Annotated in this window: 23 protein-coding genes; 4 read left to right on the forward strand and 19 right to left on the reverse strand. The window is 44.9% G+C overall.

Annotated features, from left to right (window positions below; all coding sequences use genetic code 11):
* Positions 1–323: 323 nt before the first annotated feature.
* A complete protein-coding gene (locus F6K63_RS14015) occupies positions 324–764 on the reverse strand; it encodes an SRPBCC family protein (protein ID WP_287312395.1) in 441 nt (146 codons plus the stop codon).
* A gap of 6 nt (positions 765–770) precedes the next feature.
* Positions 771–941 (reverse strand): hypothetical protein, encoded by a 171-nt coding sequence (locus F6K63_RS14020; protein ID WP_287265748.1) that lies wholly within the window; start codon positions 939–941, stop codon positions 771–773.
* A 217-nt stretch (positions 942–1,158) separates the two neighbouring features.
* Here F6K63_RS14020 and F6K63_RS14025 point away from each other — a divergent pair, with 217 nt between their 5' ends.
* Positions 1,159–1,320 (forward strand): hypothetical protein, encoded by a 162-nt coding sequence (locus F6K63_RS14025; protein WP_287312396.1) that lies wholly within the window; start codon positions 1,159–1,161, stop codon positions 1,318–1,320.
* Here F6K63_RS14025 and zds read toward each other — a convergent pair.
* A complete protein-coding gene (zds, locus tag F6K63_RS14030) occupies positions 1,313–2,749 on the reverse strand; it encodes a 9,9'-di-cis-zeta-carotene desaturase (protein WP_287312397.1) in 1,437 nt (478 codons plus the stop codon). The genes F6K63_RS14025 and zds overlap by 8 nt on opposite strands.
* A 622-nt stretch (positions 2,750–3,371) precedes the next feature.
* A complete protein-coding gene (locus F6K63_RS14035) occupies positions 3,372–3,620 on the reverse strand; it encodes a type II toxin-antitoxin system Phd/YefM family antitoxin (RefSeq protein WP_287312398.1) in 249 nt (82 codons plus the stop codon).
* A gap of 240 nt (positions 3,621–3,860) precedes the next feature.
* Between F6K63_RS14035 and F6K63_RS14040 the strand changes: the two genes are divergently transcribed.
* A complete protein-coding gene (locus F6K63_RS14040; protein WP_502708313.1) occupies positions 3,861–5,369 on the forward strand; it encodes an aromatic ring-hydroxylating dioxygenase subunit alpha in 1,509 nt (502 codons plus the stop codon).
* Between the two features lie 990 nt (positions 5,370–6,359).
* On the opposite strand, the gene F6K63_RS14045 is transcribed toward F6K63_RS14040, so the two are convergent.
* The 5 genes from F6K63_RS14045 to F6K63_RS37830 all read right to left on the reverse strand — a co-directional run bounded on the left by F6K63_RS14045 (position 6,360) and on the right by F6K63_RS37830 (position 12,834).
* A complete protein-coding gene (locus F6K63_RS14045; RefSeq protein WP_287312401.1) occupies positions 6,360–10,961 on the reverse strand; it encodes a PatA/PatG family cyanobactin maturation protease in 4,602 nt (1,533 codons plus the stop codon).
* A gap of 463 nt (positions 10,962–11,424) precedes the next feature.
* Positions 11,425–11,631, reverse strand: coding sequence for a DUF5837 family cyanobactin class RiPP (locus tag F6K63_RS14050; RefSeq protein ID WP_287312403.1), 207 nt, complete (start codon positions 11,629–11,631; stop codon positions 11,425–11,427).
* A 168-nt stretch (positions 11,632–11,799) separates the two neighbouring features.
* Positions 11,800–12,009 carry a type II toxin-antitoxin system VapC family toxin gene (locus F6K63_RS14055; RefSeq protein ID WP_287312405.1) on the reverse strand — a complete coding sequence of 70 codons (210 nt, stop codon included), beginning with the start codon at positions 12,007–12,009 and terminating at the stop codon, positions 11,800–11,802.
* Positions 12,006–12,221 (reverse strand): hypothetical protein, encoded by a 216-nt coding sequence (locus F6K63_RS14060; protein WP_287312407.1) that lies wholly within the window; start codon positions 12,219–12,221, stop codon positions 12,006–12,008. Before F6K63_RS14060 ends, F6K63_RS14055 begins: the two co-directional genes overlap by 4 nt.
* Before the next feature lie 325 nt (positions 12,222–12,546).
* Entirely contained in the window at positions 12,547–12,834 is a 288-nt protein-coding gene (locus F6K63_RS37830) for a DUF5837 family cyanobactin class RiPP (RefSeq protein WP_502708308.1), read from the reverse strand.
* An 89-nt stretch (positions 12,835–12,923) separates the two neighbouring features.
* On the opposite strand from F6K63_RS37830, the gene F6K63_RS14070 reads away from it, so the two are divergent.
* Positions 12,924–13,073 carry a hypothetical protein gene (locus tag F6K63_RS14070; RefSeq protein ID WP_287312408.1) on the forward strand — a complete coding sequence of 50 codons (150 nt, stop codon included), beginning with the start codon at positions 12,924–12,926 and terminating at the stop codon, positions 13,071–13,073.
* A gap of 6 nt (positions 13,074–13,079) precedes the next feature.
* Here the strand turns inward: F6K63_RS14070 and F6K63_RS14075 are convergent, their stop codons facing one another.
* The 3 genes from F6K63_RS14075 to F6K63_RS14085 form a co-directional block, all read right to left on the reverse strand.
* A complete protein-coding gene (locus tag F6K63_RS14075; RefSeq protein ID WP_287312410.1) occupies positions 13,080–13,283 on the reverse strand; it encodes a hypothetical protein in 204 nt (67 codons plus the stop codon).
* A gap of 39 nt (positions 13,284–13,322) precedes the next feature.
* Positions 13,323–15,653 (reverse strand): TOMM precursor leader peptide-binding protein, encoded by a 2,331-nt coding sequence (locus F6K63_RS14080; RefSeq protein WP_287312411.1) that lies wholly within the window; start codon positions 15,651–15,653, stop codon positions 13,323–13,325.
* A gap of 250 nt (positions 15,654–15,903) precedes the next feature.
* A complete protein-coding gene (locus tag F6K63_RS14085) occupies positions 15,904–16,848 on the reverse strand; it encodes a DUF5838 family protein (protein ID WP_287312413.1) in 945 nt (314 codons plus the stop codon).
* Between the two features lie 167 nt (positions 16,849–17,015).
* Between F6K63_RS14085 and F6K63_RS14090 the strand changes: the two genes are divergently transcribed.
* Positions 17,016–17,801: a transposase gene (locus tag F6K63_RS14090; protein ID WP_287312415.1), complete on the forward strand. Its 786-nt coding sequence runs from the start codon at positions 17,016–17,018 to the stop codon at positions 17,799–17,801.
* A gap of 32 nt (positions 17,802–17,833) precedes the next feature.
* Here F6K63_RS14090 and F6K63_RS14095 read toward each other — a convergent pair whose 3' ends face one another.
* The 7 genes from F6K63_RS14095 to F6K63_RS37835 form a co-directional block, all read right to left on the reverse strand.
* Positions 17,834–18,025 (reverse strand): DUF5837 family cyanobactin class RiPP, encoded by a 192-nt coding sequence (locus F6K63_RS14095; RefSeq protein WP_287312417.1) that lies wholly within the window; start codon positions 18,023–18,025, stop codon positions 17,834–17,836.
* A gap of 46 nt (positions 18,026–18,071) precedes the next feature.
* A complete protein-coding gene (locus tag F6K63_RS14100; RefSeq protein ID WP_287312419.1) occupies positions 18,072–18,194 on the reverse strand; it encodes a hypothetical protein in 123 nt (40 codons plus the stop codon).
* Positions 18,181–18,609: a hypothetical protein gene (locus F6K63_RS14105; RefSeq protein WP_287312421.1), complete on the reverse strand. Its 429-nt coding sequence runs from the start codon at positions 18,607–18,609 to the stop codon at positions 18,181–18,183. Before F6K63_RS14105 ends, F6K63_RS14100 begins: the two co-directional genes overlap by 14 nt.
* Before the next feature lie 282 nt (positions 18,610–18,891).
* A complete protein-coding gene (locus F6K63_RS14110; protein ID WP_287312422.1) occupies positions 18,892–19,605 on the reverse strand; it encodes a cyanobactin biosynthesis PatC/TenC/TruC family protein in 714 nt (237 codons plus the stop codon).
* A gap of 9 nt (positions 19,606–19,614) precedes the next feature.
* A complete protein-coding gene (locus tag F6K63_RS14115; RefSeq protein ID WP_287312424.1) occupies positions 19,615–19,845 on the reverse strand; it encodes a cyanobactin biosynthesis system PatB/AcyB/McaB family protein in 231 nt (76 codons plus the stop codon).
* A 303-nt stretch (positions 19,846–20,148) separates the two neighbouring features.
* Positions 20,149–20,343, reverse strand: a complete 195-nt coding sequence (locus tag F6K63_RS14120) for a DUF5837 family cyanobactin class RiPP (RefSeq protein WP_287312425.1) — start codon at positions 20,341–20,343, stop codon at positions 20,149–20,151.
* A gap of 6 nt (positions 20,344–20,349) precedes the next feature.
* Complete coding sequence (locus tag F6K63_RS37835) at positions 20,350–20,565, reverse strand: hypothetical protein (protein WP_502708309.1); 216 nt, start codon at positions 20,563–20,565, stop codon at positions 20,350–20,352.
* Positions 20,566–20,615: the final 50 nt, after the last annotated feature.

The raw sequence follows: 20,615 nt of genomic DNA on the forward strand, positions 1-20,615 counted from the left end.
AGGTTTAAGGTTCAACTGTTAAGTTCTAGGGAATCGGGAATCGGGAATCGGGAATCGGGAATCGGGAATCGGGAAAAGAGAAAAAATTCTATTTACCTGATAGTTCTGAAAAACGCTGTCTCCTAATCATTACTATTGATCAAAATATCCCCATCTCCCCATCTCCCCACACTCCCCACACCTCCCACACTCCCCATCCCCCCATCTCCCACACTCCCTATCTCCCCATCTTCCCACTCCCTCGGTGCGCTTGACCCGTAATTAAATTCGCCACGGGTCGCACCGCTCCCGATTCCCGACTCCCGATTCCCGACTCCCCACTCCTACCCTTTCACCTTCAAGGCATAATCCCGGAATCGTTCTAAATCTTCCTGGATGGTAGATTCAACTAGGTTACCTAAAAATAAGTTATCCATTAACTGACCAAGAATGCCGGGAATGCCGTAAGCGATAGTCAGCTTAACGATACTGCTATCCTTACGGTCGTAGAAGCGCACTGCACCTCGATTGGGCAAACCATCTACTGATTCCCACTGAATAATCTGGTGTGGGACTAATTTCAGAATTCGAGAGAGCCAGCTAAACTCAAAACCTGTACTGGCAAGTTTCCACCGGGATAAATCAGGATCCTCTTTTAGGACTTCCACTGAGTCAATCCACTTCATCCAGCGCGGCATTTGCTCTAAATCCGACCAAAGATCCCACGCTAACTCAATGGGAACTTCTACTTCAACTTGTACACTATGTTCCAGCCAATCAGACATGGGGTTTTAGGTTGGTAAAGTATTATTGTAGACTTCGGTATAGCAAAGGGAACAGCGGATCTGGGAACAGGGAACAGGGAGTCGGGAGTCGGGAGTCGGGAGTCGGGAGTCGGGAGTCGGGAGTAGCGATGCAGCGCGGTCTTGGGGAGGGAGCGCGGTCTTGGGGGTTTCCCCCATGAGCGACTGCCGTGGTTCCCCCCATGAGCGACTGCATCAAGACGGGAGTAGGGAACAAAAATTATCACAATTGATTTAGGATTGCAATAGGCAATAGGCAAAAGAAACAATAATTGACGGCAACAATATCATAAAAGCGATGCAGTGAGGTGGAGATCCCCCCTAACCCCCCTTAGAAAGGGGGGAACAATAGCCCCTGCCCATGGACAAAAAGGCTATGGCTCTTCTAGCTTCCCCCTTATTAAGGGGGACGGGAGGGGGATCCCGACGGGCATTGGGAGGATTTATCCAAAATCCAGCCAGTATTGCCCATCTCCCCATCTCCCCAAACTCCCCTCTGATTCCCGATTCCCGATTCCCGATTCCCTTCTTCAACTAACAAAAGACTCAATCGCCTTAGCAGCACGACGCCCGGATAGGGTAGCTCCTTCCATACTATCGATATAGTCTTGTTGGGTATAGCTACCGGCTAGGAAGAAATTAGGGATTGGTGTCTTTTGGTTAGGGCGATAGGGGTCCATGCCAGGGGCTTCCCGGTATAGAGACTGAGCGAGTTTTACGACACTATACCAGGTCATGGTCAAGTCTCGTGAGGAGGGAAACAAGTTATGGACTTGGTGAAGCACATGTTTTGCGATCGCATCATTACTTTGTCGGATAAATGGGTCTCCTGGGGTCAGTACCAACTGCATCAGTGACCCCTCACCGGCTTTGTAATAGTCACCAGGACTAGTGAGAGCTAAATCAGCAAAGCAGGAAAAGTCAGCATCGGGAGTATACAGTAGATTATCCATCCCTGCTGCTTCTTGGAGTTGCTGGCGTTTCTCGTCATCATGAAGCTCTGTGACCCAGCCATCAAATCTTAGTTGGACCGTGGCCACTGGTACCGTATCAAGCTTGTAGATATTATCGAAATCGGACCACTTGCGCCATGATTTCGGTAAGAGCCGTTTAACACCAGGCACATCAACGGCACAGACATAGGCATCAGCGGTGATGGTTTCTTCGGTTTCCCCTTTGGCAATCACTAAACCAGTGACTCGGGTTTCCTCTGGAGTTTCCGTAAACAGAATTTCCCTGACTTGGCGGCGAGTGTGGATTTTTGCTCCTCTTTCCTCTAAATACTGAATAATTGGTTTATGGAGGTACTCATGAGGAGAGCCTTCCAGCATTCGTAGTACCGATGCTTCGGTTCTAGCGGCAAATAACTGGAATATGGTTAGCATACAACGGGCAGAAATATTCTCGGTATCGATGAAACCCAGAGCATAGGCAATGGGATTCCACATCCGCTTTAAACTACCGTCGGAACCACCATGACCGCGAAACCAATCAGCGAAACTGACCGCATCTAGGTCACGAATCGTTTTCATTGCGCCATCGAAATCTATCAAGCCACGCACCAGAGGGCTAATCCCCAGAGCAATGGAGTTTTGCAGCTTATCCTGCAGGGAGAGTTGGGAGGTGGTAAAAAAAGCTTTTAGGCCATTAAAGGGAGCACCAGTAATGAAGCGAAAGTCTAGCTCACCCTTGCGTCCATCATTATTAATAAAAGTGTGAGTATGCTCCTTCAGGCGCAGAAACTGGAACGCTCCCACCTTCTTCATCAGGTCAAACAGGTTGTAATAGCAGCCAAAGAAGACATGCAACCCCATTTCGATGTGATTGCCATCCTTATCTACCCAGCTGCCTACCTTTCCCCCCACAAAGGGACGGGATTCAAAAATTTCCACCTCATGACCAGCATCCACTAATTCTACTGCTGTGGCCATGCCCGCGAGCCCCGCACCAACGATTGCTAAGCGCATTCTCCCTTTTCCTTTCAGTTTCTTTACAGATTGTAATATATTCCGGGAGTCGGGAGTCGGGAGTCGGGAGTCGGGAGAGTTGATGTAGATGTAGGGTGGGCAGTGCTTAGCGTCGAGATGGTCAGCTTTTTAATTGGGATCAAGCACTGCCCACCAGTGCGATCGCTTTTGACTCTTTCCTAATAATTTACTTTTGGTGGGCAGTGTTTTCCCCCGATGACAAGCTAATCTAATCGGTTTCGAGCACTGCCCACCCTACTATTCTTTCCTAATAATTTACTTTTGGTGGGCAGTGTTTTCCCCCGATGACAAGCTAATCTGATCGGTTTCGAGCACTGCCCACCCTACGCTTAATCTTCTTGAAAATTTAGTGCGTCCGCGTGTTTTCCCCCGATGACAAGCTAATCCGATCGGTTTCGAGCACTGGCAACCCTAGGATTTATGTTCTTGAAAATTGAGTGCGATCGCGTTTGAGTGCTGCGGTGGGGTAGCAATCAGTAATATTTCTATAATTTATTCTTGAACTTGGTAACTTAGCGCGTTTATCATAGGTGATGAAGTACCTTAAATTTCAATTTTCTTCTCCCTGCTCCCTGCTCCCTGCTCCCTGCTCCCTTTAACCCTAAGCATTCATAATATCCTCCAACAGCTCCTCACTTTCTGACAGCCCAATAAACCCTTCTTGTTGTGCTTGTTCAGCTTTAATAGCTATAAGTTCCTCTTCTAACTCTAAGAACCTTTCAAATTCTTCTATAGAAATAACAACAGCCACATTACGGCCTTTTTTAGTAATTTGTATTGGCTCTCTTCGAGCTAAATCCAACAGTTCACCAAAACGGTTTTTTGCCTCAGATGCTCCAAGGGTTTTCATGACTTTTTAGGGAAGAATATTCGACATTAAGTCTAATATAGCCATTTTAGCTAAAATAGTCAATAGCAGCATTTGATGTAGGGTGGGCAGTGCTTACCTTCGAGATTGTCAGCTTTTTAATTGGTATGTAGTGTTTCTCGCATTTATGAGGTACAGTCTTCTTTGAGGTTGATTCCCTGTCTTGATGCAGCGCATCCCTATTCCCGATTCCCGATTCCCGATTCCCGATTCCCTTTACTTATGATTACTAAAGCCAATTCAACTAAATTGAACAAAAGTCTTGATAAGTCAAATAAAAAAGTTCACCTCAAACAAAACGAAACATTTCAATGGACAAAGCAGTGGTATCCAGTAGCTGTTGTTGAATTCCTCGCGCCATCTCGTCCTCACAAAATACAGTTACTCGGTAAAGAGCTAGTGTTATGGCGGGATGGGTCTGATCAATGGCGTTGTTTTGAAGATTTTTGTCCCCATCGATTAGCTCCTCTTTCTGAAGGACGTGTCGAGCCTGATGGAACGTTATTGTGTGCTTATCACGCTTGGCGTTTTGATGCTGAAGGAAATTGTGTCAGTATTCCTCAATCCCAAGACCAGGAGACTGAACTTAAAAACTGCTCGAATCCTAAATCCTGTGCTGTTGCCTATCCAACTCAGCAAAACCAAGGTTTACTGTGGGTATGGCCAGAATCGGGAAGCAAAGCTCAACAGGAAAGTCAGTTGAGAAAACCCCGTTTAATTCCGGAACTAGAATCAGATTCCGATCGAGTAGTCAAGCTATTTTGGAATATCCGCGACTTGCCCTATGGCTGGGACTTTTTCATGGAAAATGTTGCTGATCCGGCTCACGTACCCGTTTCCCATCACGGTATTATGGGTAGTCGTTATGAAGATGCCAAGTATTATGATATGCCTTGTCTTAGGGAGATATCCACTCAAGAAGGATTTTCCTTTGCTATTAACCCCACCGTTGACAAGGTAGCCGAAGCAGTTCATGACTTTCAACCTCCCTGTCATATGAGAATTGTTACCAGCTATAACGATGGGGGAAAATTAATCTTAGCCTTATATGCCATTCCGACTCGTCCTGGCTGGTGTCGTCATATTGGTTGTCAAGTCTTGGTCAAGAATGAAGCCGGAAAAACACCAGAAGGATTAGGATTTTTTGCCTTACCAATGCCAATTTGGTTAGGTCATATCTTGGCTTCAGTATTTTTACATCAAGACTTAGTATTCCTTCACTACCAAGAAAAAATCTTGGCTCGACGACAACAGCAAGACTGGCTCGATGCAGTTTATACTCCGAATCCTCAAGACAAAATGGTAATCACCTTTCGTCAGTGGTTTAAAAAGAGAGCAGGAGGCACAATCCCTTGGGATTCAGGTATAAATGACCAACTTCCCAATGCTGAGTTAGATAAAAAGCAGCTTTTCGATGTGTGGTCAACTCATACTAAAGATTGTGTTGTTTGTCAAAAGGCTCTGACCAACATCAATCGTGCTACGCTAATCAGTTATGGAGCGGCCGCGCTCTGTTTATTAATCGGAATAGTTATGGATGCCCGAGCTGTAGCATTTAAAATGGCAATGACTGCAGATGCCGTGACTATATCTCCCTTTAAAGTGATACCTCCAACTGGATTTTGGGTAGGGATCGCGGGAGCAATTCTTTTAGTAACCATAGGCTACTCATTTAAAAGGTTAAGTCGGCTGTTTTACGTTTATGAATTTGACCATTCCAAGAATGATTAGGTAAGTTATAAATGTAGGGTGGTCAGGGCTATTTCATTCTAATTGTAATCGGAATATGGTATAAAGAGCGCGCAAATTCCCTTTAATGCATCTACTCCCGTGTCTCAAATCGCAATTATAGAAGCCAAAGCTTGACTAGAATATCCTCGTCGGAGTGCCGGACAGCGCCACACTCTTCCACTGTGCCTAGCGCTATTTACTTTGGCCATGCTCCTTTGGAGCCGCCAAAGGCGAACGCCGCAGGAAATAAAGGATTTTTAGCAATTGGAGATTGGATTTCAAGTTACCGTGAGGAGTTAATTGACTATCTCTTACCTCCGAAAAATAGGCTTCCAACTTAGAGGTTGTCTGAGAAGTCTCATTTGCTACATCCAAGCCCCCGTTGGTCCCCCTCTGGGGGACTTTTAGAAGCAAATTGACTCTTGTTCCCCCCAAAGTTGGGGGGTCAGGGGGGCAAAATTCAGTATCAAAAAACTTTTCAGATATCCTCTTAGGCGTACTGTACGTCGTGTCTTATTGTATATTAATTACGAAGAGTATTCGATGCAGCGCGGTCTTGGGGAGGCAGCGCGGTCTTGGGGGTTTCCCCCACTCGCTATTGCCGTGGTTTCCCCCATGAGCGACTGCATCAAGAAGCGCTGAATTCTTTTTCTTCTACTTTCAAAATTTATTCCAATAGGTAAAGCATTTGCTAACTTTTCAATTGCTTTCTCTTTTGATTGATTGTACAAGCATCACTAAAATATTTAATAAAATAAAATTACGATACTTTAGTTGAATTTTCAGATGCTTTTGATAGAATAAGGGTAACATTTGCAACAGATAGGTCTTATTGACAATTTGAGACCGATCTTTTTCTATCACAGATCGTTACACTCTTGATGTATCAATCGTTTCAAGCCATATCGTCGCCCCCCCAGGGTCTAGACACGCTTAAGCAACTTTTTAGAATGAAATAGCCCTGAGTTCGACCCCTAACTAGTTTAACCCCTACTTAGGCACTGACCAACTCTTGATTTTTCCTAAGGTTACAGGTAAATTTTCAGCTACGTCAATGGTAAATCGGAACACCTTACGAGCGCGACGGCTATTTTCTGGGTCAAAGAATTTGAGCTTGACATCCCAACAGTCACTATTAATCCGACAGAAAGGACTTTTCTCTACTTCAATGCTATCTAATTCACGACCATCGGCGATCGCTTCCGCAAAAGTAGAAGCCGCCTGAAAAGTATTAGTTGCGGCAAAATTTAAAGCACGGTCACGGGAGGTTTGTCCCAGATTGCGTAAATCATAGTAAACTCGGTTCAGGAAACTGGTAAGACAATAGCGTATCCTATCAATACTGACTTCCTCTTCCGCACCAACCGCCCGTAAAGCTGCATTGACTAAAGTATTCACTTTCCAGCCATACATGCCACGAACATGGTGAACCGTAATTACCGGAACCACTTGACCCGACATCAATTCCACCGTGCGGTTAGTACGCCTAGCTGGAATACTGACCCGTTCGATAAATTCATCGCTGGTTTCCGCTTCAATTTGCCCATCCAGCATTATTAATAGCATTTCGTAGATTTCCGGAGCAAACGGCCCTTTTGGTTCCAGCACATAAACTGGGTTTAAATCTACGTTTAATGTCCAAATTAATGGCCGCTGCTCATCAGGATTTTGATCCAGATAATCTACCATCTGGCGAGCATTATAGGGATTGGCGGGAACCATAACTCCATTTAAGTCAACAGCGGGCATCAGTTGCTTGAAGGTATCACGACGAGCTTCACTACCAAAATCATAACCAATGGTTCCCAAAGCATAGACATGACCAGAATAAGCAGTGCTGGGAGTCACAGCCCCAGAGGTGAAAGCGGATGGGGAGATGACGTTAAAATTGGCAGGGGAAATCGATTCAATCTGAGTGAGCAAGACTTCCGCATTAGCAGGTCGTTCAGATGGGTTCAGGGAAATGCATTGCTTGAGCAAGGATTGGATAGGGGCAGGAATATTTAGGAATCGATTATGCTTGAAGCAGTCTAAAGTCAGCATACCGAAGGCGAAAAGGTCTCTGGTATAAGCAAATTGATTATCTTCTGGTTCAGGCGCTTGGTATTTTTGATGATCGCCTTGTCTCAAATGCCCGTAATCTGCGTCACCTGGTGGGTCTTGTTGAACATTTCTAGAAATACCAAAGTCAATCAACTTGAGCTGATAGTCTTCAGACCACATCAGGTTACTTGGATGAAGATCTCGATGGACGTAGTGATGTTGATGACAATGGGCTAGAGCTTCTAACACGGGCCGACCCACTTCGTGGTAGAACTGCTCCCAACTACTGTATAGCGGTAACTGTTGTTCTTGCGCATTCATTAGTATTTCCTCTAAGCAATAAGGAAGCCATTCCAAAACTAAAAAAGGGTAACCGGTGTTTTCTTCTCGATCACTGTCGAGCAGTTTAACAATATGAGGATGCTGAAGATCGCTCAACGCTTTGATCTCAGCTCGAATTAATTTCAGGTACGAATCTTCTCTTGCAATTGGATGGTTAAACAGCTTAATGGCAACAGGCTGGTTTGATTGTATTTGTGAGGGAAACGCTTTATAGATGCTGGCAATGGTTGACTCATGTACAGAAGAAAGCTCTAAGGTGTAGCGATCATTGAGCTGACGAGAGGATGCTTCTTGGGCGTTTAGCTCCTCTGAAGACTGGACATCAACTTGCCCTGAACTAATCCCACCATCAGAGGTAATATTTGGGGGTATAGCAGCAGGAATAACGGCATGATGATCAGCACGAATAACTTGCTCCCCTGTAAAGGAAATTGTCATGGACGGTTGACCAAACAATAAATTCATCGCACCTGGTAAATTGACAAAACCTCCCAGACACCGTTCTGGTTCTTCTACAAGATCAGGGTCGCAGGGAATGGCAGTATTTAACAAGGCAGCTCGTACCGCTTCTGCATCTATCGGTTTACCTTTTTGCAGTTGTAAACTCATTAACAAACTACATAAACCAGTCATCACCGGAGCAGCCATACTAGTTCCTTTGAGGCGTTTTGGTTCTTCTGTTGCGGGTTGAGCACCGAGAATTTCACCGCCAGGGGCCATTATGCCCTCAATTTCGTAGTTACCACCCCAATTACTGAACTTGTAGGGAGTCACACCATCTTCTTTCATTGCACCCACAGCTAAAGTTCCGGGTAAGACGGCGGGCATACACCAACATTCCCCTTTATTATTGCCCGCAGGAGCTACAACTAAAACATTATTATCCTGGCATTTTTTCAGGGCTTTCATTAGTAACTCTTCCCCTTCTCCCGTTTGGGTGGGGCGACAGGCGGCGCAGTGGATGATATTTGCACCTAAATCTAAAGCGAGTTCAAAAGCACGGGATAGGTTAAGTACTGAGATAAATTCTTCATCTTTGCCTGTGGTGTTGAGGGGAACGTTAATCACACGACAATTGGGGGCTAAACCCGGAGAAGGAGTGTTTTCTTGACCCACAATCGTGCTAGTAATATGACAAGCGTGGCTATCTCCAGCAATGCGTTTGAGAATGGTTTCAGGTAGGGCTGCTTTTAACTTTTCTTGTTTCTCTTCCCCTTTGAGATCGCTGTTATCGATTTCCTGATAAGTTGCATAGTCTTCAGCAGAAATGGGTTCAGGGGTATCATGCCAATAGGGAAAGACCTTAGAAATATGAGCGCCATCGAAACAGGAAAGACTATGGTCAGCATTGCCGTCAAGAATCACAATGGTAATGCGGGAGTCTCCTAAAGTTTGATTACGGAGGTCAACTAAGCCGGGAATGCGCTCATCTAAATCATGGGGATGTAAGGCAATAGGTTTTGCTTCGGAAGCACTAACGAGAGCAGTTGAATTCATAGCAACAGGTTCTGTGGTTTGAGCAGAAATGTGACTAGAGATAGGTTCAGTGAGTGGGGGTTGGGTAGACTTGGAAACTGTGACATCTTCTGAATTTGCAGTTTCATCAGTAGGTTGGGTTGAAGCAGGAAACCCAACACCAGCAGTTTCTATCGTTTCATCAGTAGGTTGGGTTGAAGCATGAAACTCAACACCAGCAGTTTCTATCGTTTCATCCGTAGGTTGAGATGTCTCAATTTCCCCCTGTGCAGCAATGACAGCTTCGGTACAATGAGGAAGGGAACCTAACATAAACTCACCCACAGAAGATTCCACCACATAGTTTAATCCCGTTGCTTGGGCAAAGCGATCGCTATCTCCAGCCCCTAAACTACAAGGCGCAAGCCCCATATTCGTCGCCACCAAATATAAGTTCTGATACAGGACACCGACGTGCTTAAGAACCAGAGCATAAGCCAGGGAGCGATACTTGCGGAATAGCCGCCCAAACCGAGCCGTAATGATCAGCAACACTTGGGGCATTCCCTGTTCGCCACTGGACTGGTGAGCATCTTTTAACAGGGCTTGAATATCGGCATCAGCAGCATCAATTTGAGCCAGTTGGTGATTGAGGGGGTCATAGTGGTAAAGTCCGGGGTTTACCCCTGCACAATGCCGCACTACCGGATAGATTTCTAATTCGTACATCGCACCACCGCCAGGATAGGGACGGCGGCTGAGTTCCCCCCAGTCGAAATCCTCCCCGTATTCAGCTTTGAGCATTTCGGTTTGTTCTGCATCCTGGGTGTAGATTTCTTTGACGCGGGCGCTGCGGTAGAGGAGTTCCCCCAATTGTTCAATGGTGATGGGGTGGTTCTCGTCATATTCCCGAATTGACTCCCGTTTCTCAATGGCTGTGGTGAGGGTTTTATCCCGCTGACGGATGGCATCAACACTTAATTGGGGCAGAGGGACAATTTGCCCGCTCATGGGGGGCTTCACCACGGGAAACTCGTCCCAAACATCCAAACTACCGGCAATATCCCCTGTGGGATAGTTGTGGCGGCCTTGGCGACTACGGCTGTGAAACAGCAGATTATGGAACTCCCATAACTTCAGTTCTGGGGTTTCAGCTTCCAGGTCAAGAAAACCCGTTGCCCAGAGGAGGTTTAAGAACTGATAAGCAGTTTCGGGCCCTACTTGGGGGGGTGGGGTCACCTGTCGTAAGGATTGGGGTTGGGCAAGTTGGGCTAAAATAGCGCTGGCTCGCCAGTCCAGAAGCTTGACGCGAAACTTAGATAGGGGTGACTCTAGCACCATACCCCCTTCATGGTTGCGTTGGTAGGCAAAGCGCGATAGGCTGACGCTGGCTTGTGTCCAATGGGGCGGATTGAGATTAACTCCAGCAGACTCCACCATTGGCACTGCGATCGCTAACGGTAATACCCCATACTGTAACCAGCCGCGATCGCCAATTTGTTGTAGGGTAGCAGAGAAAGCCTCACTGGCTGCAACCCCATCTTGTTCCGTCAGGGTTTGCAGCAAGGCATCAATCCTATCCCCCTGTTGCAGAAGTTGGAGGGCGTTATCTACTCCAGAAGAACTGGTAAGGGTGAGAAGATCCGTAGGGAGTAAGCCCTCTTTCTCTGTGGGTTTGAGGGTGTAGCTGTCATCGCTAGGGATAACTTGAATGCTGGGTTTAAGAGATAGAGTAAAAGGATAGGAATTCATTTTTCGATTACAACTAATATCATTTCCGGTTGAATGCTTCATGTATCTGTGGGGTATGGGGTGTGGGAGACAAAAATTGCATCTGAGGAAGTATTAGACTTTTATGACAACTAATTTCCCGATTTTATATAAATTAAGGGTCAGTTTTATGGCGGAAACTTTATTTAATCACCGTTTTCTAACGGAGGGATAGGGGAAGAGTCATCATTTTTCAAGTAGATTGGGTTAAAGTAAACCAACGAGCTTGTGCTACTAAAAAAATCAAAAGCCAAAAGTTTCAAACCTGTCCTCAGACGGGGGTCAAAAATATAAATCGTTGACTGATTTAACTACTCGTATTTGACCTTCAACCTCTGACTTTTGACTTATGACTTAATTCTTTGCCAGATATCAAAAAGCTAATTTTGACTTTTGACTTGTTCTGTGTTTGATGATTTTTTTGATCGGTGGTAGGGTTAAGGTCTTACTCAGCATCATCACCGTCATAAGAGCAAAAAGACCCATAACACAACTCACCCCTATCCAAACAACCCGCGAGGACGATTGCGGGGTTATGTGCTTCATCTTGCAGAATTTCTTCTGACAACTCAGCTAATTCAGCAGGCAATTGACCGGAGGTGATCCGGTTAATGGGCTGATTTTGTTCAGGGGTGATGTTTTTCTTATCCATGAGATTTACTCTCTTTTGTTGTTTACAGTTGACCTGTCTGAGTAGGTCAGTCTCCTTCTACCTTGGGGTGAAGCTTGTTGTGGCAACTCGTTTGTAGGGAATTGGGAGTTGCGGGAAAACTTTAAATGTTTGTGTTTGGGCGATGCGATCGCATTTCCTGTCAAAATATTATCCAACTCTAGTCAGGGTGTTTGTCTTTGAAGATAATTCAAAAGTTAATCTACCTTTCTCAACTAATTTGGCAATCTCCCAACAAGAAATCATACTAATTCCTAGACCATTGGTAATATTTGCTTCAATAATTTCTAAGTTTTGGGCAGATAATTTCGGATTTTCATCAATCCACCAAATCCAGATATGAGTGTCTAGAATAATCATGTTAATGCTTCCCAATCATCAATCGCAACAGGCTCTAATGGTTCCTCATAATGAATGACTTTCCCCCGCAGAGGTCGCTCTGAGCCTGACACCTGTTGCCCAGAATTTAAGCGTATATCATTTTTAACCGTTTGTAGTATGGCTTCGATGATTATAATACGTTCTTCTATCGATGTTCCTTGGGGTTTTTTAAGTATTTCTAATTCAACCATACTAATTAATAGTAAACATGATTTTTTCTAGATCATATCTTAGATGGATGTGCCAAAAAATATCGCGGATTTGGCCATCGATATAAACCGAAAAGTAAACCAGCCAGTAAATGCCACTGGGGGAATAAACTCCTAGCTGGCATACAGGTTAATCCTCGAACCTCGAAGGGAAAACACTCTAAATCCCCTGCCCCCAAACCCCCAAAACTGGGGGCTAATGGAAATGGGGATTTTAAATCCGGTTCCCCCCAGAATAGGTGGGCTAGGGGGGCGAGAGGGTGCCAGGTATCCGAAAGCCCTGAAGTACGGGCAGTTGCCAGTCAGTTCATCGAGGCAAATCAGGCTCCGTGGCTAGCAAAAAACCATGTTTGAGGATTGTTTTGATCGGTGGTAAAATCATTTGCCTACTCTGCGTCGTCACTATCGAAAGAACAAGCACAAAACAGCAGCCACAGGTACACAAATCCTGACTCGACTGAGCCTCCAGGGCAGGGGCAAACGACTCATCTTGCAGAATTTCTTCTGACAACTCAGCTAATTCAGCAGGCAATTGACCGGAGGTGATCCGGTTAATGGGCTGGTTTTGTTCAGGGGTGATGTTTTTCTTATCCATGAGATTTACTCTCCTTTTTGGTTTACAGTTAGTCTTGGTCTCAGATAAAAAGTGAAAAATTCCCACTTTTGACTTCTGACTTTTGACTTTTGACTTGTTCTGACCCGTTAGAGTGGGTTAGTCTCCTTGTAAGCATTCAGCTATCAGCCTTCAGCCGTCAGTTTTTGAATAAAAGAGGTAAGCTTTGGCCTTGGCCTGTGGCCACGCTACGGGAATGGCCACGCTACGCGAACATTTAATCTGAGTTAGGTCACAGGGTCGAAGCCTGTGCCACAAACATTAAGCCTGTGCCACAAAGCTGACGGCTGATAGCTGACGGCTGAATGCTTACGTCTCCTTCTACCTTGCGGTGAAGCTTTTTGTGGCAACTCGTTTCTAGGGAGTTGGGAGTTGCGGGAAAACTTTAAATGTTTGTGTTTGGGCGATGCGATCGCATTTTTCTTGTCCAAAATTCATCCCTTCTGACTTTTGACTTCTGACTTCTGACTTCAAAACGGCATCGGTGTAGAATTCATCTCCTCTTCTGGTGTCGGAACATCCCGCCAGCCCAACTTCACGGGAACATTATACAACCGCCCTGCTCCAAACCGTGACCAAAAATGGCGCATTCCCGGCATAATCACCTTAACCACATTTAAGCCAATATCCGGGCGCGTTTGATCTAATACTAAGGTTTCTAAACCCACCCCTTTGGCAATTTCCACACAAGTCATCACATCCTGCTGAATATCATTGCCCCAACGTTGGGGATAATCCCCCGCAACTTTCAGGGGTACAGTAGAATCGGGTGCTAAATAGGGTTGAGTCTCTAAGGTTGCGTTCAGCAGCCAGTCTTTAGAGTCTCCCTGAAGCTTGTCATCGGGGATTTTATCCAATTCCAAGCCGATTTGATTAACTTCCGTAATCGCCCGTAAAATGGCAATGGTGGGGTCAAGATGCGCCCCATATCCGGCAATCACCCGTTGAGACCCGTCACCCAACCGCCGGGACACCCCAGCAAAGGCGGGAATACCTAAATCAGCGGTTAAATCTAGCACCCATAGTTCCCGGTTATTTTCTTGGTAAAATTGTTGTAACTCCAGGAAATAGGGTTCATCAAAACTGGCTAAATCTACAGCAGGACGTTTAAGTTGGTTATACCACCACAAAGCCACACTATCCCGTTCCACCAATTCCATAAATCCCTGTAAAATAGCTTCTTCTAAAGTATTTCCGGCGGCGTTACCGTTGGAATCGGCTTTACAAAAATGGTGACCTTTGGACAGGGGAGAATCGTAATAACAGAAAGCTGTCGGTAGATATTTATGGGTTTGTTCGGTTAATGACCAAACGGGAGTCCAGTCAATAGCTTGGCTATCATCAAACCTTTGGGGAATCCAATCATGGGCTACGGTTGCTTGTTGGTTGAGGGGTTTTCTGTTGGTATATTGGGTTTCGCTAAATAATAAACAGTTTTCCGGATGAATCGCTTTTTCCCCCAATTCCGCTAGGGTTGAGAGGATTCGAGGTTCATCCCCTTGATAGATGCCGGAATACCGTTCCACCGCCTCACAGAAACCACTGGCGCGGGATTGACTGTCACTTTTACCCTTACCGGAACTCTTGTGGCGCAAGGCGTGGCGTAGTCCCCGCAAAGAGGTGGCACTACCGAAACTATGACCAGCCCGATAGGTATGTACCAGGGGATTGGCGGGGTCAGAAATTCGCACCAATTCCGTGACAACTCCAGTAATGGAACTAATCAAATGTTCATGCTTCTGTACCGTTTGTTCGGGAGTAAACGCCCGATGACCGCCATCACGGGTAAAATGCTTGACTCGGGGTTCTAATACAACAGGTTGAAAACCTCGTTCATGCAAGAGTTTAGCATCGCCACAACTGGGACATTGAGGACGATGGGGTAAAACATGGGTTTTCTGTTCTAAAGTCAGTTGGTTAAGGGTGAGAAGTTTACCTTCTAGAGTCGGAAACTGAGTCGAGTCTGCAACCTGCTGCTTTACTATCCATTTAGCAATTTCAGTGGCTGTCAATTGCAATCCTGTTTGTAAGGTTGAGGGTAGAGTGGCTTGTGATACGGGTAAACATCCCCTGATATCCCCTCGATTTTTTAAGGTCACATCCGGTTGCGCCTGTTTCTGTTTTTGTCGCAAAACTGAGGTTTCCACCTCCCGGTTACCCCTCAGTCTCTGGGCGAGACATTCCCAGCAGCCGGTTTTTCCAGGAACAAAGATTGGCCCTAACCACAGCACACTACCCACAGGTTTGGCTAACAGCCAGGGTTGATTTGTTTCTAGAGCAGTTTGATTAACTTCCCCTAGTTGAGGTTGTAAGTAATCGTCCGTTAACACCACATTCAACCCAATATTCTGGGAGGAATGACCATTTTCTGCTGAAGTTTGAACCTGAATTCCAATAGTTCTTAAAGCAGTGGCTAACGCAGCCGTCATGCCTTCAGTAATACCTGTGCCCACAGATGTTAATTTTACCGATTGTTGTAAGGCTGTAGCCGCTAGGGTGGGGGAAATATGGAAAGCACTCCAAAAAGCGGCAATTTCTGGGGAAAGTTCGGGAGCAGTTTCGGTGAGATAGCCTTTTTCCTGAAGACGGTTGAGCACATAATTAATATGATCTGGTTCTACTTGGCCCTCTAGTTTCTGATAGATTGTTTCGAGGGAATTTTGACCATTTAACAGGGGTAAAATCTGACAATAGAGCTTACCTGTGAGGGCGTGGGTGGATTGTTCACTGAGTAGGTAAACTTGTTTGGGTTCAATGATTTCTACTCGATAGCGGGGTTGGATTTGCAGATTTTTAGTCATTTTTAATACTCCATTTTTTTAAATAATTAGGGTGTGTTAGGGAAGCGTAACGCACCAGTGATGAATTTGGGTGCATCTCATATTTGTAAAAAAGTTGCGTAGGGTGCGTTAGGGGGGCCTCATTTTCCGCCTCGTAGCCAGGGTTTGGATAGCCCGCCCCGTAACGCACCAGTGATGAATTTTGAGATGATGGGTTACGACGGATTGTTAAACTTGGCTCTGAGTCAGAGTTGTCGCCATCTAACCCATCCTACGAACTACTGTTTTCATACTTAAAAGACTTAAAATAATAAAGGCGGATGTTTTCAATTCTAGTTTTTTTCAATTCTTTTTCAGCCACACCCACCCACATATAAGGTACTGTTTCTTGCTGATGGTAAAAACTGTGAACTCGCTGGGCAGCATCATTCAGTCGGAAATGATTTAATAAGTTATGCTTACTTTTCAATCTATAGTAAAGTACTGGATTAGCATTTGCCTGTGACAATCCAATGTGAAATATTTGAGAATCTTCGAGTGGTGTTAACACTGACTTTGGAAAGCGTTGCTGTAAAAAGCTTTGAATTTCTGGCTTGAGAAAGTCTTTCTCAAAAAGTTCAAGATATAGCTCTATCTCTGTTCGACCATTTAAATAAAAATCAAAACCAATTTGAGGAATGAGCTGACTTCGGGGAATGAATTTACTCAGAGAATTGAGCATCTTCCCAGAAATTTTATCAATAGAACTTAATCTCAGAGCAGTGTCGATTTTTTCTGGATAATCTTTGACCCTAAAATGAAATTTCAGGCTAGAGTCTGGTAAGTTACTGCGTAAATCAACTCCAGTGGTTAATCGCATTACTTTACTCCAGTCAAAATCTTTTCCTAAAAATTTCTGGAATATATCATAGTTTAATTTGACCTGAACTTGACTTTCGACTTGAGAGAAAAAAGCAATAGATTCTTGCAGACATTTTTTATACGCTTGCCCTGCATCTCGAAAATAAAACAGTAGAAAGCGTGAAGCAATCAATTGATCATTTTCGATTTTACAAGACGCTTCAATTGCACAATCACCTGTAACTTTCCCCACAAACTCTTCAAAATGTTGCAGAGGGAAGATCGGATTAACATCAAACGCATTTTGATGGGCGCGAATAAAATGAAGACGCTGTTCACGGAGAAAATTACGCTGAATTACAGAAATTGATGTCATAATTTCATGCTTTAGATAGATGTAGATGTAGGGTGTGTTAGCGAAGCGTAACGCACCGCTTGTTCAAGAATTTGAACAGATATAAAATCTGGGTGACAGCGAATTTTAAAATCAAGATCTGAGTGACAATTGTCGCCGTTTAGCTCATTTTACGAACTATCAAAATAATGCCCAGAAAACCCAGAACTTTCAAACCGGGATATGCTTACCATGTCACCACTCGATGCAACAACCGAGAATTCAAATTGCAACGACAGGAATGTCGAGAAGTATTTCTCTATGCGATTAAAAAAGCCTTGGAAAAATACCACTTTAAACTCTATGCCCTGTGTATTATGTCGAATCATGTTCATTATCTAATTGAACCGAAACAAACAGATGAATTGCCGAAAATTATGCATTTTCTCAATTGGTACACCGCCATGTGTTTTAATCGAATGCTCAACCGCACAGGTCACTTTTGGGAAAAGCGATATTTTGCGGAAGGTTTTCCAGCTTCTGATAGAGAACGAGCACTCAACACCCTGCGATACATTCACGGCAACCCCAAAGCGGCTAAAATGCGGTCAACCTTTTTCTATGAATTCAGTAACTACGGCAGCTACGAGAAACTCACGACCGATGGTTTGACTCAATGGCATCCCGCGTTTTTAAAGCTGGGTCATAGCCTAGATGAATGTGCTAGAAAATATCGCGGATTTTGCAACCGATACAAACCGAAAAGTAAACCAGCCAGGAAATGCCACTGGGGGAATAAATTCCTAGCTGGCATCGAGATTAATCCTCGTACCTCGAAGGGCAGGAAAGGAAGGGAAAATGACCCAAAGGGCAAGACCCGTCCCGACCTATCACTCCGAGGGTGCCAGGTATCGGAATTGGATGAAGTCAGGGTAATCTCCCGTCAATTCATCGAGGCAAATCAGGCACCGTGGCTAACAAAAAACGATGTTTGAGGACGTTTAAGATTCGTGGTAGAATCATTTGCCTACTCCGCGTCGTCTCCATCAAAAGAACAATAAATCTCACATTTCAAAGCAGCCAGCTGCGAAAGGGCAGGGGCAAACGCTTCATCTTGCAGAATTTCTTCTGACAACTCCGCTAATTCAGCAGGCAATTGACCGGAAGTAATCCGGTTGATGGGCTGGTAGGTCGCGGGGGTGATGTTTTTCTTATCCATGAGATTGACTCTCCTTTTTGGTTTACAGTTGATTCGTCAGAGTGAATCAATCTCCTTCTACCTTGCGGTGAAGCTGGTTGTGGCAACTCGGTTGTAGAGGGTTGGGAGTTGCGGGAAAACTTGTTGTTTGTTGGGTGATGCGATCGCTTTTCAAGTCAAAAATTCTCACTTTTGACTTTTGACTTGACACTTTTGACTTGTTGAGGTTGTCCTCGCCATCGTAGAATGGCACAGGCATGGGCTTTTTTGAGCATCAATTGGTCAGCCCCTTGGGACAGTTCCCGCAATTGCTGTTGCTCTAATTGTGTCAGTAAGCCTTCTTGATTGCGTTCTAGCAGGATAGTATGACGTTGCTGTTGAGTCACAGGAATCTGACTTTGAGCAATTTGCCGCAAGTCTTCAATACTTAGAGTTTGCAGGGCCAATAGTTCAGGCTGTATTTCAGTTGGGGCTATTTCAATAGCTGGGGGTAAGTTCCCGGTAATGCTTTGGATCACGAGATCTGACAAGGGTTGGTTCGTTAATTCTGCCAGTTGAGACAAACGTTCAAAAGCGGATTCAGGTAAGTCAATGGTTAGTTGCATATCGTCGTTGCTAGGAATTTGACTTTTAACTTGAACAAAGATGGGTTACGACAGATGATTCAATCCTGGTCAGAGTCAGAGTTTTTGCCGTTTAACCCATTGACTTGATTCTACCGGGGACTTTGAAGTTCTTGCTCCCCCAAATTTGGGGGCTGGGGGGCATTTCCAGTCAAAAGTATTAAGCTGACAACTGCTACACAGATTTGTGTCACCACAGATTTGTGTCACCAGTAAATTTCTTGACTTTTGACTTCTGACTTCTGACTTTTGGCTTTTGACTTGTTATGTCCAAATCCGACCCCGACGGAAGGGTTTTTTATCCTTTTCTCCTTTTTCCGCTTGCATTTTGGCAACAGTTTTCAGCCAATAGCCATAGTCCTCTAACCCCGTTGCGCCAGAGGTGGATGGCCCTGCTGAAGGCACATGGGCTTTTACCTTCTCTTCAGGGGCTGAACTTTTGGTTTTCTTTGATTGAGATTTAGATGGCATTTTCTCTTCTCCTGTTTGATTTGCTGTTACCACACTCTCTAACTTCAAATAATCAATCCAGTGATCCCCGTCTCCCCCAGAGGTTGTGAGGGTGAGGGTATGTTTTCCCGAAGTTAAGGCAGGTAGGGAGATTTGACTTTTTTTCAGTTTCCTTTGCCCAATGCCTTGAATTTCGGCTAATGCTTCACCGTCGATCAACAGATGGTCTGTTTCTAAGCCTCGGAAAGCGTAGAAAAGGGTGAGTTGATTCTCCCCATAGCCATGATCTAGGGTGAAGCCAATGTTCAATTTATCGGTGCAATACAACTGCTTCTTGCCGCGCTTGGGCTTTTCTGGCAGTCCTGCCACCACCAAGACAGGGGGTAGACTGGGTTGATTAATCGGGTCTTCATCGGAACCCACGGTATAAGTAAACTCAGCTTGCCAACCCCCCTCCTGGATAAATTCTTGGTTACTCCCCCCTGGTTTACCAATTTGCCAGAGGGTTTCGGTTTCAGCTTTACTCATGGTAATGGTTTAATAAAATCTACCGCCCATCATGCCCCCAAAGCCATACCCACCTGAAGTCATGACTTGGTTATAGCTACGGTAGGCAAACACAGCGGGATCGTTATAGTTAGCCCCATGGAGTAAGTCCATGCGAATGGAAACGAGATCTTCAACCCGACCATGTTCCACATCAACAGCCGTGGAGGGTTCAACAAAATGAGGGCGTTTAACGGGGGGAGAGAGTATAGGAAGGTTCATAATTTTAGTGTTTGTTTTGATTTTAGGGTTCTTGTAGGGTGTGTTAGCATAACGCTTTTGTCTAACCCCTTGTAGAGACGTTACATGTAACGTCTCTACTTTAAATATTTGTGTTTGGCAGCGATCGCGTTTGACAAGTCAAAAGTATCCAGTATCAAGTCAAAAGTGGGAATTTTCAACCTTTAACTTTCAACTTTTCACAGATCTCCTCTTTCAGAGATCAAAAAGCCAATGTCTTAATGCATGAATGCATGACTTGTTCTGTGTTTGAGGACGTTTGAGATTCGTGGTAGAATTAGGTTCCTACTCTGCATCGTCACCGTCATAAGAGCACCATGGGCCGGTATCGTCGCTCATTCTGTGGGCTTCCAGACCAGGAGCAAACGATTCATCTTGCAAAACTTCTTCTGACAACTCAGCTAACTCAGCAGGCAATTGACCGGAGGTAATCCGGTTGATGGGTTGATTTTGTTCAGGGGTGATGTTTTTCTTATCCATGAGATTTTACTTGACCTGTGTTTGTTTACAGTTGATTCGTAACTCGTGAATCAGTCTCCTTACACCTTGCGGTGAAGCTTGTTGTGGCAACTCGGTTGTAGAGGGTTGGGAGTTGCGGTAAAACTTTATATGTTTGTTGGGTGATGCGATCGCTTCTTTTATGAATTCAGTAACTACGGCAGCTACGAGAAACTCACTACGGATGGTTTGACTCAATGGCATCCCGCGTTTTTAAAGCTGGGTCATAGCCTAGATGAATGTGCTAGAAAATA

The organism is Moorena sp. SIO1G6, from assembly GCF_010672795.1.
GTDB classification, from domain to species: domain Bacteria; phylum Cyanobacteriota; class Cyanobacteriia; order Cyanobacteriales; family Coleofasciculaceae; genus Moorena; species Moorena producens.

Coding starts and splice junctions, on each gene's coding strand:
- F6K63_RS14025 (WP_287312396.1), top strand. CDS start 1,159: ATGGCTCTTCTAGCTTCCCCCTTATTAAGGGGGACGGGAGGGGGATCC.
- F6K63_RS37835 (WP_502708309.1), bottom strand. CDS start 20,565: ATGCCATTGAGTCAAACCATCCGTAGTGAGTTTCTCGTAGCTGCCGTA.
- F6K63_RS14085 (WP_287312413.1), bottom strand. CDS start 16,848: ATGACATCAATTTCTGTAATTCAGCGTAATTTTCTCCGTGAACAGCGT.
- F6K63_RS14090 (WP_287312415.1), top strand. CDS start 17,016: ATGCCCAGAAAACCCAGAACTTTCAAACCGGGATATGCTTACCATGTC.
- F6K63_RS14045 (WP_287312401.1), bottom strand. CDS start 10,961: ATGAATTCCTATCCTTTTACTCTATCTCTTAAACCCAGCATTCAAGTT.
- F6K63_RS14095 (WP_287312417.1), bottom strand. CDS start 18,025: ATGGATAAGAAAAACATCACCCCCGCGACCTACCAGCCCATCAACCGG.
- F6K63_RS14120 (WP_287312425.1), bottom strand. CDS start 20,343: ATGGATAAGAAAAACATCACCCCTGAACAAAATCAACCCATCAACCGG.
- F6K63_RS14115 (WP_287312424.1), bottom strand. CDS start 19,845: ATGAACCTTCCTATACTCTCTCCCCCCGTTAAACGCCCTCATTTTGTT.
- F6K63_RS14060 (WP_287312407.1), bottom strand. CDS start 12,221: ATGGTTGAATTAGAAATACTTAAAAAACCCCAAGGAACATCGATAGAA.
- F6K63_RS14015 (WP_287312395.1), bottom strand. CDS start 764: ATGTCTGATTGGCTGGAACATAGTGTACAAGTTGAAGTAGAAGTTCCC.
- F6K63_RS14020 (WP_287265748.1), bottom strand. CDS start 941: ATGGGGGAAACCCCCAAGACCGCGCTCCCTCCCCAAGACCGCGCTGCA.
- zds (WP_287312397.1), bottom strand. CDS start 2,749: ATGCGCTTAGCAATCGTTGGTGCGGGGCTCGCGGGCATGGCCACAGCA.
- F6K63_RS14035 (WP_287312398.1), bottom strand. CDS start 3,620: ATGAAAACCCTTGGAGCATCTGAGGCAAAAAACCGTTTTGGTGAACTG.
- F6K63_RS14040 (WP_502708313.1), top strand. CDS start 3,861: ATGATTACTAAAGCCAATTCAACTAAATTGAACAAAAGTCTTGATAAG.
- F6K63_RS14055 (WP_287312405.1), bottom strand. CDS start 12,009: ATGATTATTCTAGACACTCATATCTGGATTTGGTGGATTGATGAAAAT.
- F6K63_RS37830 (WP_502708308.1), bottom strand. CDS start 12,834: ATGGATAAGAAAAACATCACCCCTGAACAAAACCAGCCCATTAACCGG.
- F6K63_RS14105 (WP_287312421.1), bottom strand. CDS start 18,609: ATGCAACTAACCATTGACTTACCTGAATCCGCTTTTGAACGTTTGTCT.
- F6K63_RS14050 (WP_287312403.1), bottom strand. CDS start 11,631: ATGGATAAGAAAAACATCACCCCTGAACAAAATCAGCCCATTAACCGG.
- F6K63_RS14110 (WP_287312422.1), bottom strand. CDS start 19,605: ATGAGTAAAGCTGAAACCGAAACCCTCTGGCAAATTGGTAAACCAGGG.
- F6K63_RS14080 (WP_287312411.1), bottom strand. CDS start 15,653: ATGACTAAAAATCTGCAAATCCAACCCCGCTATCGAGTAGAAATCATT.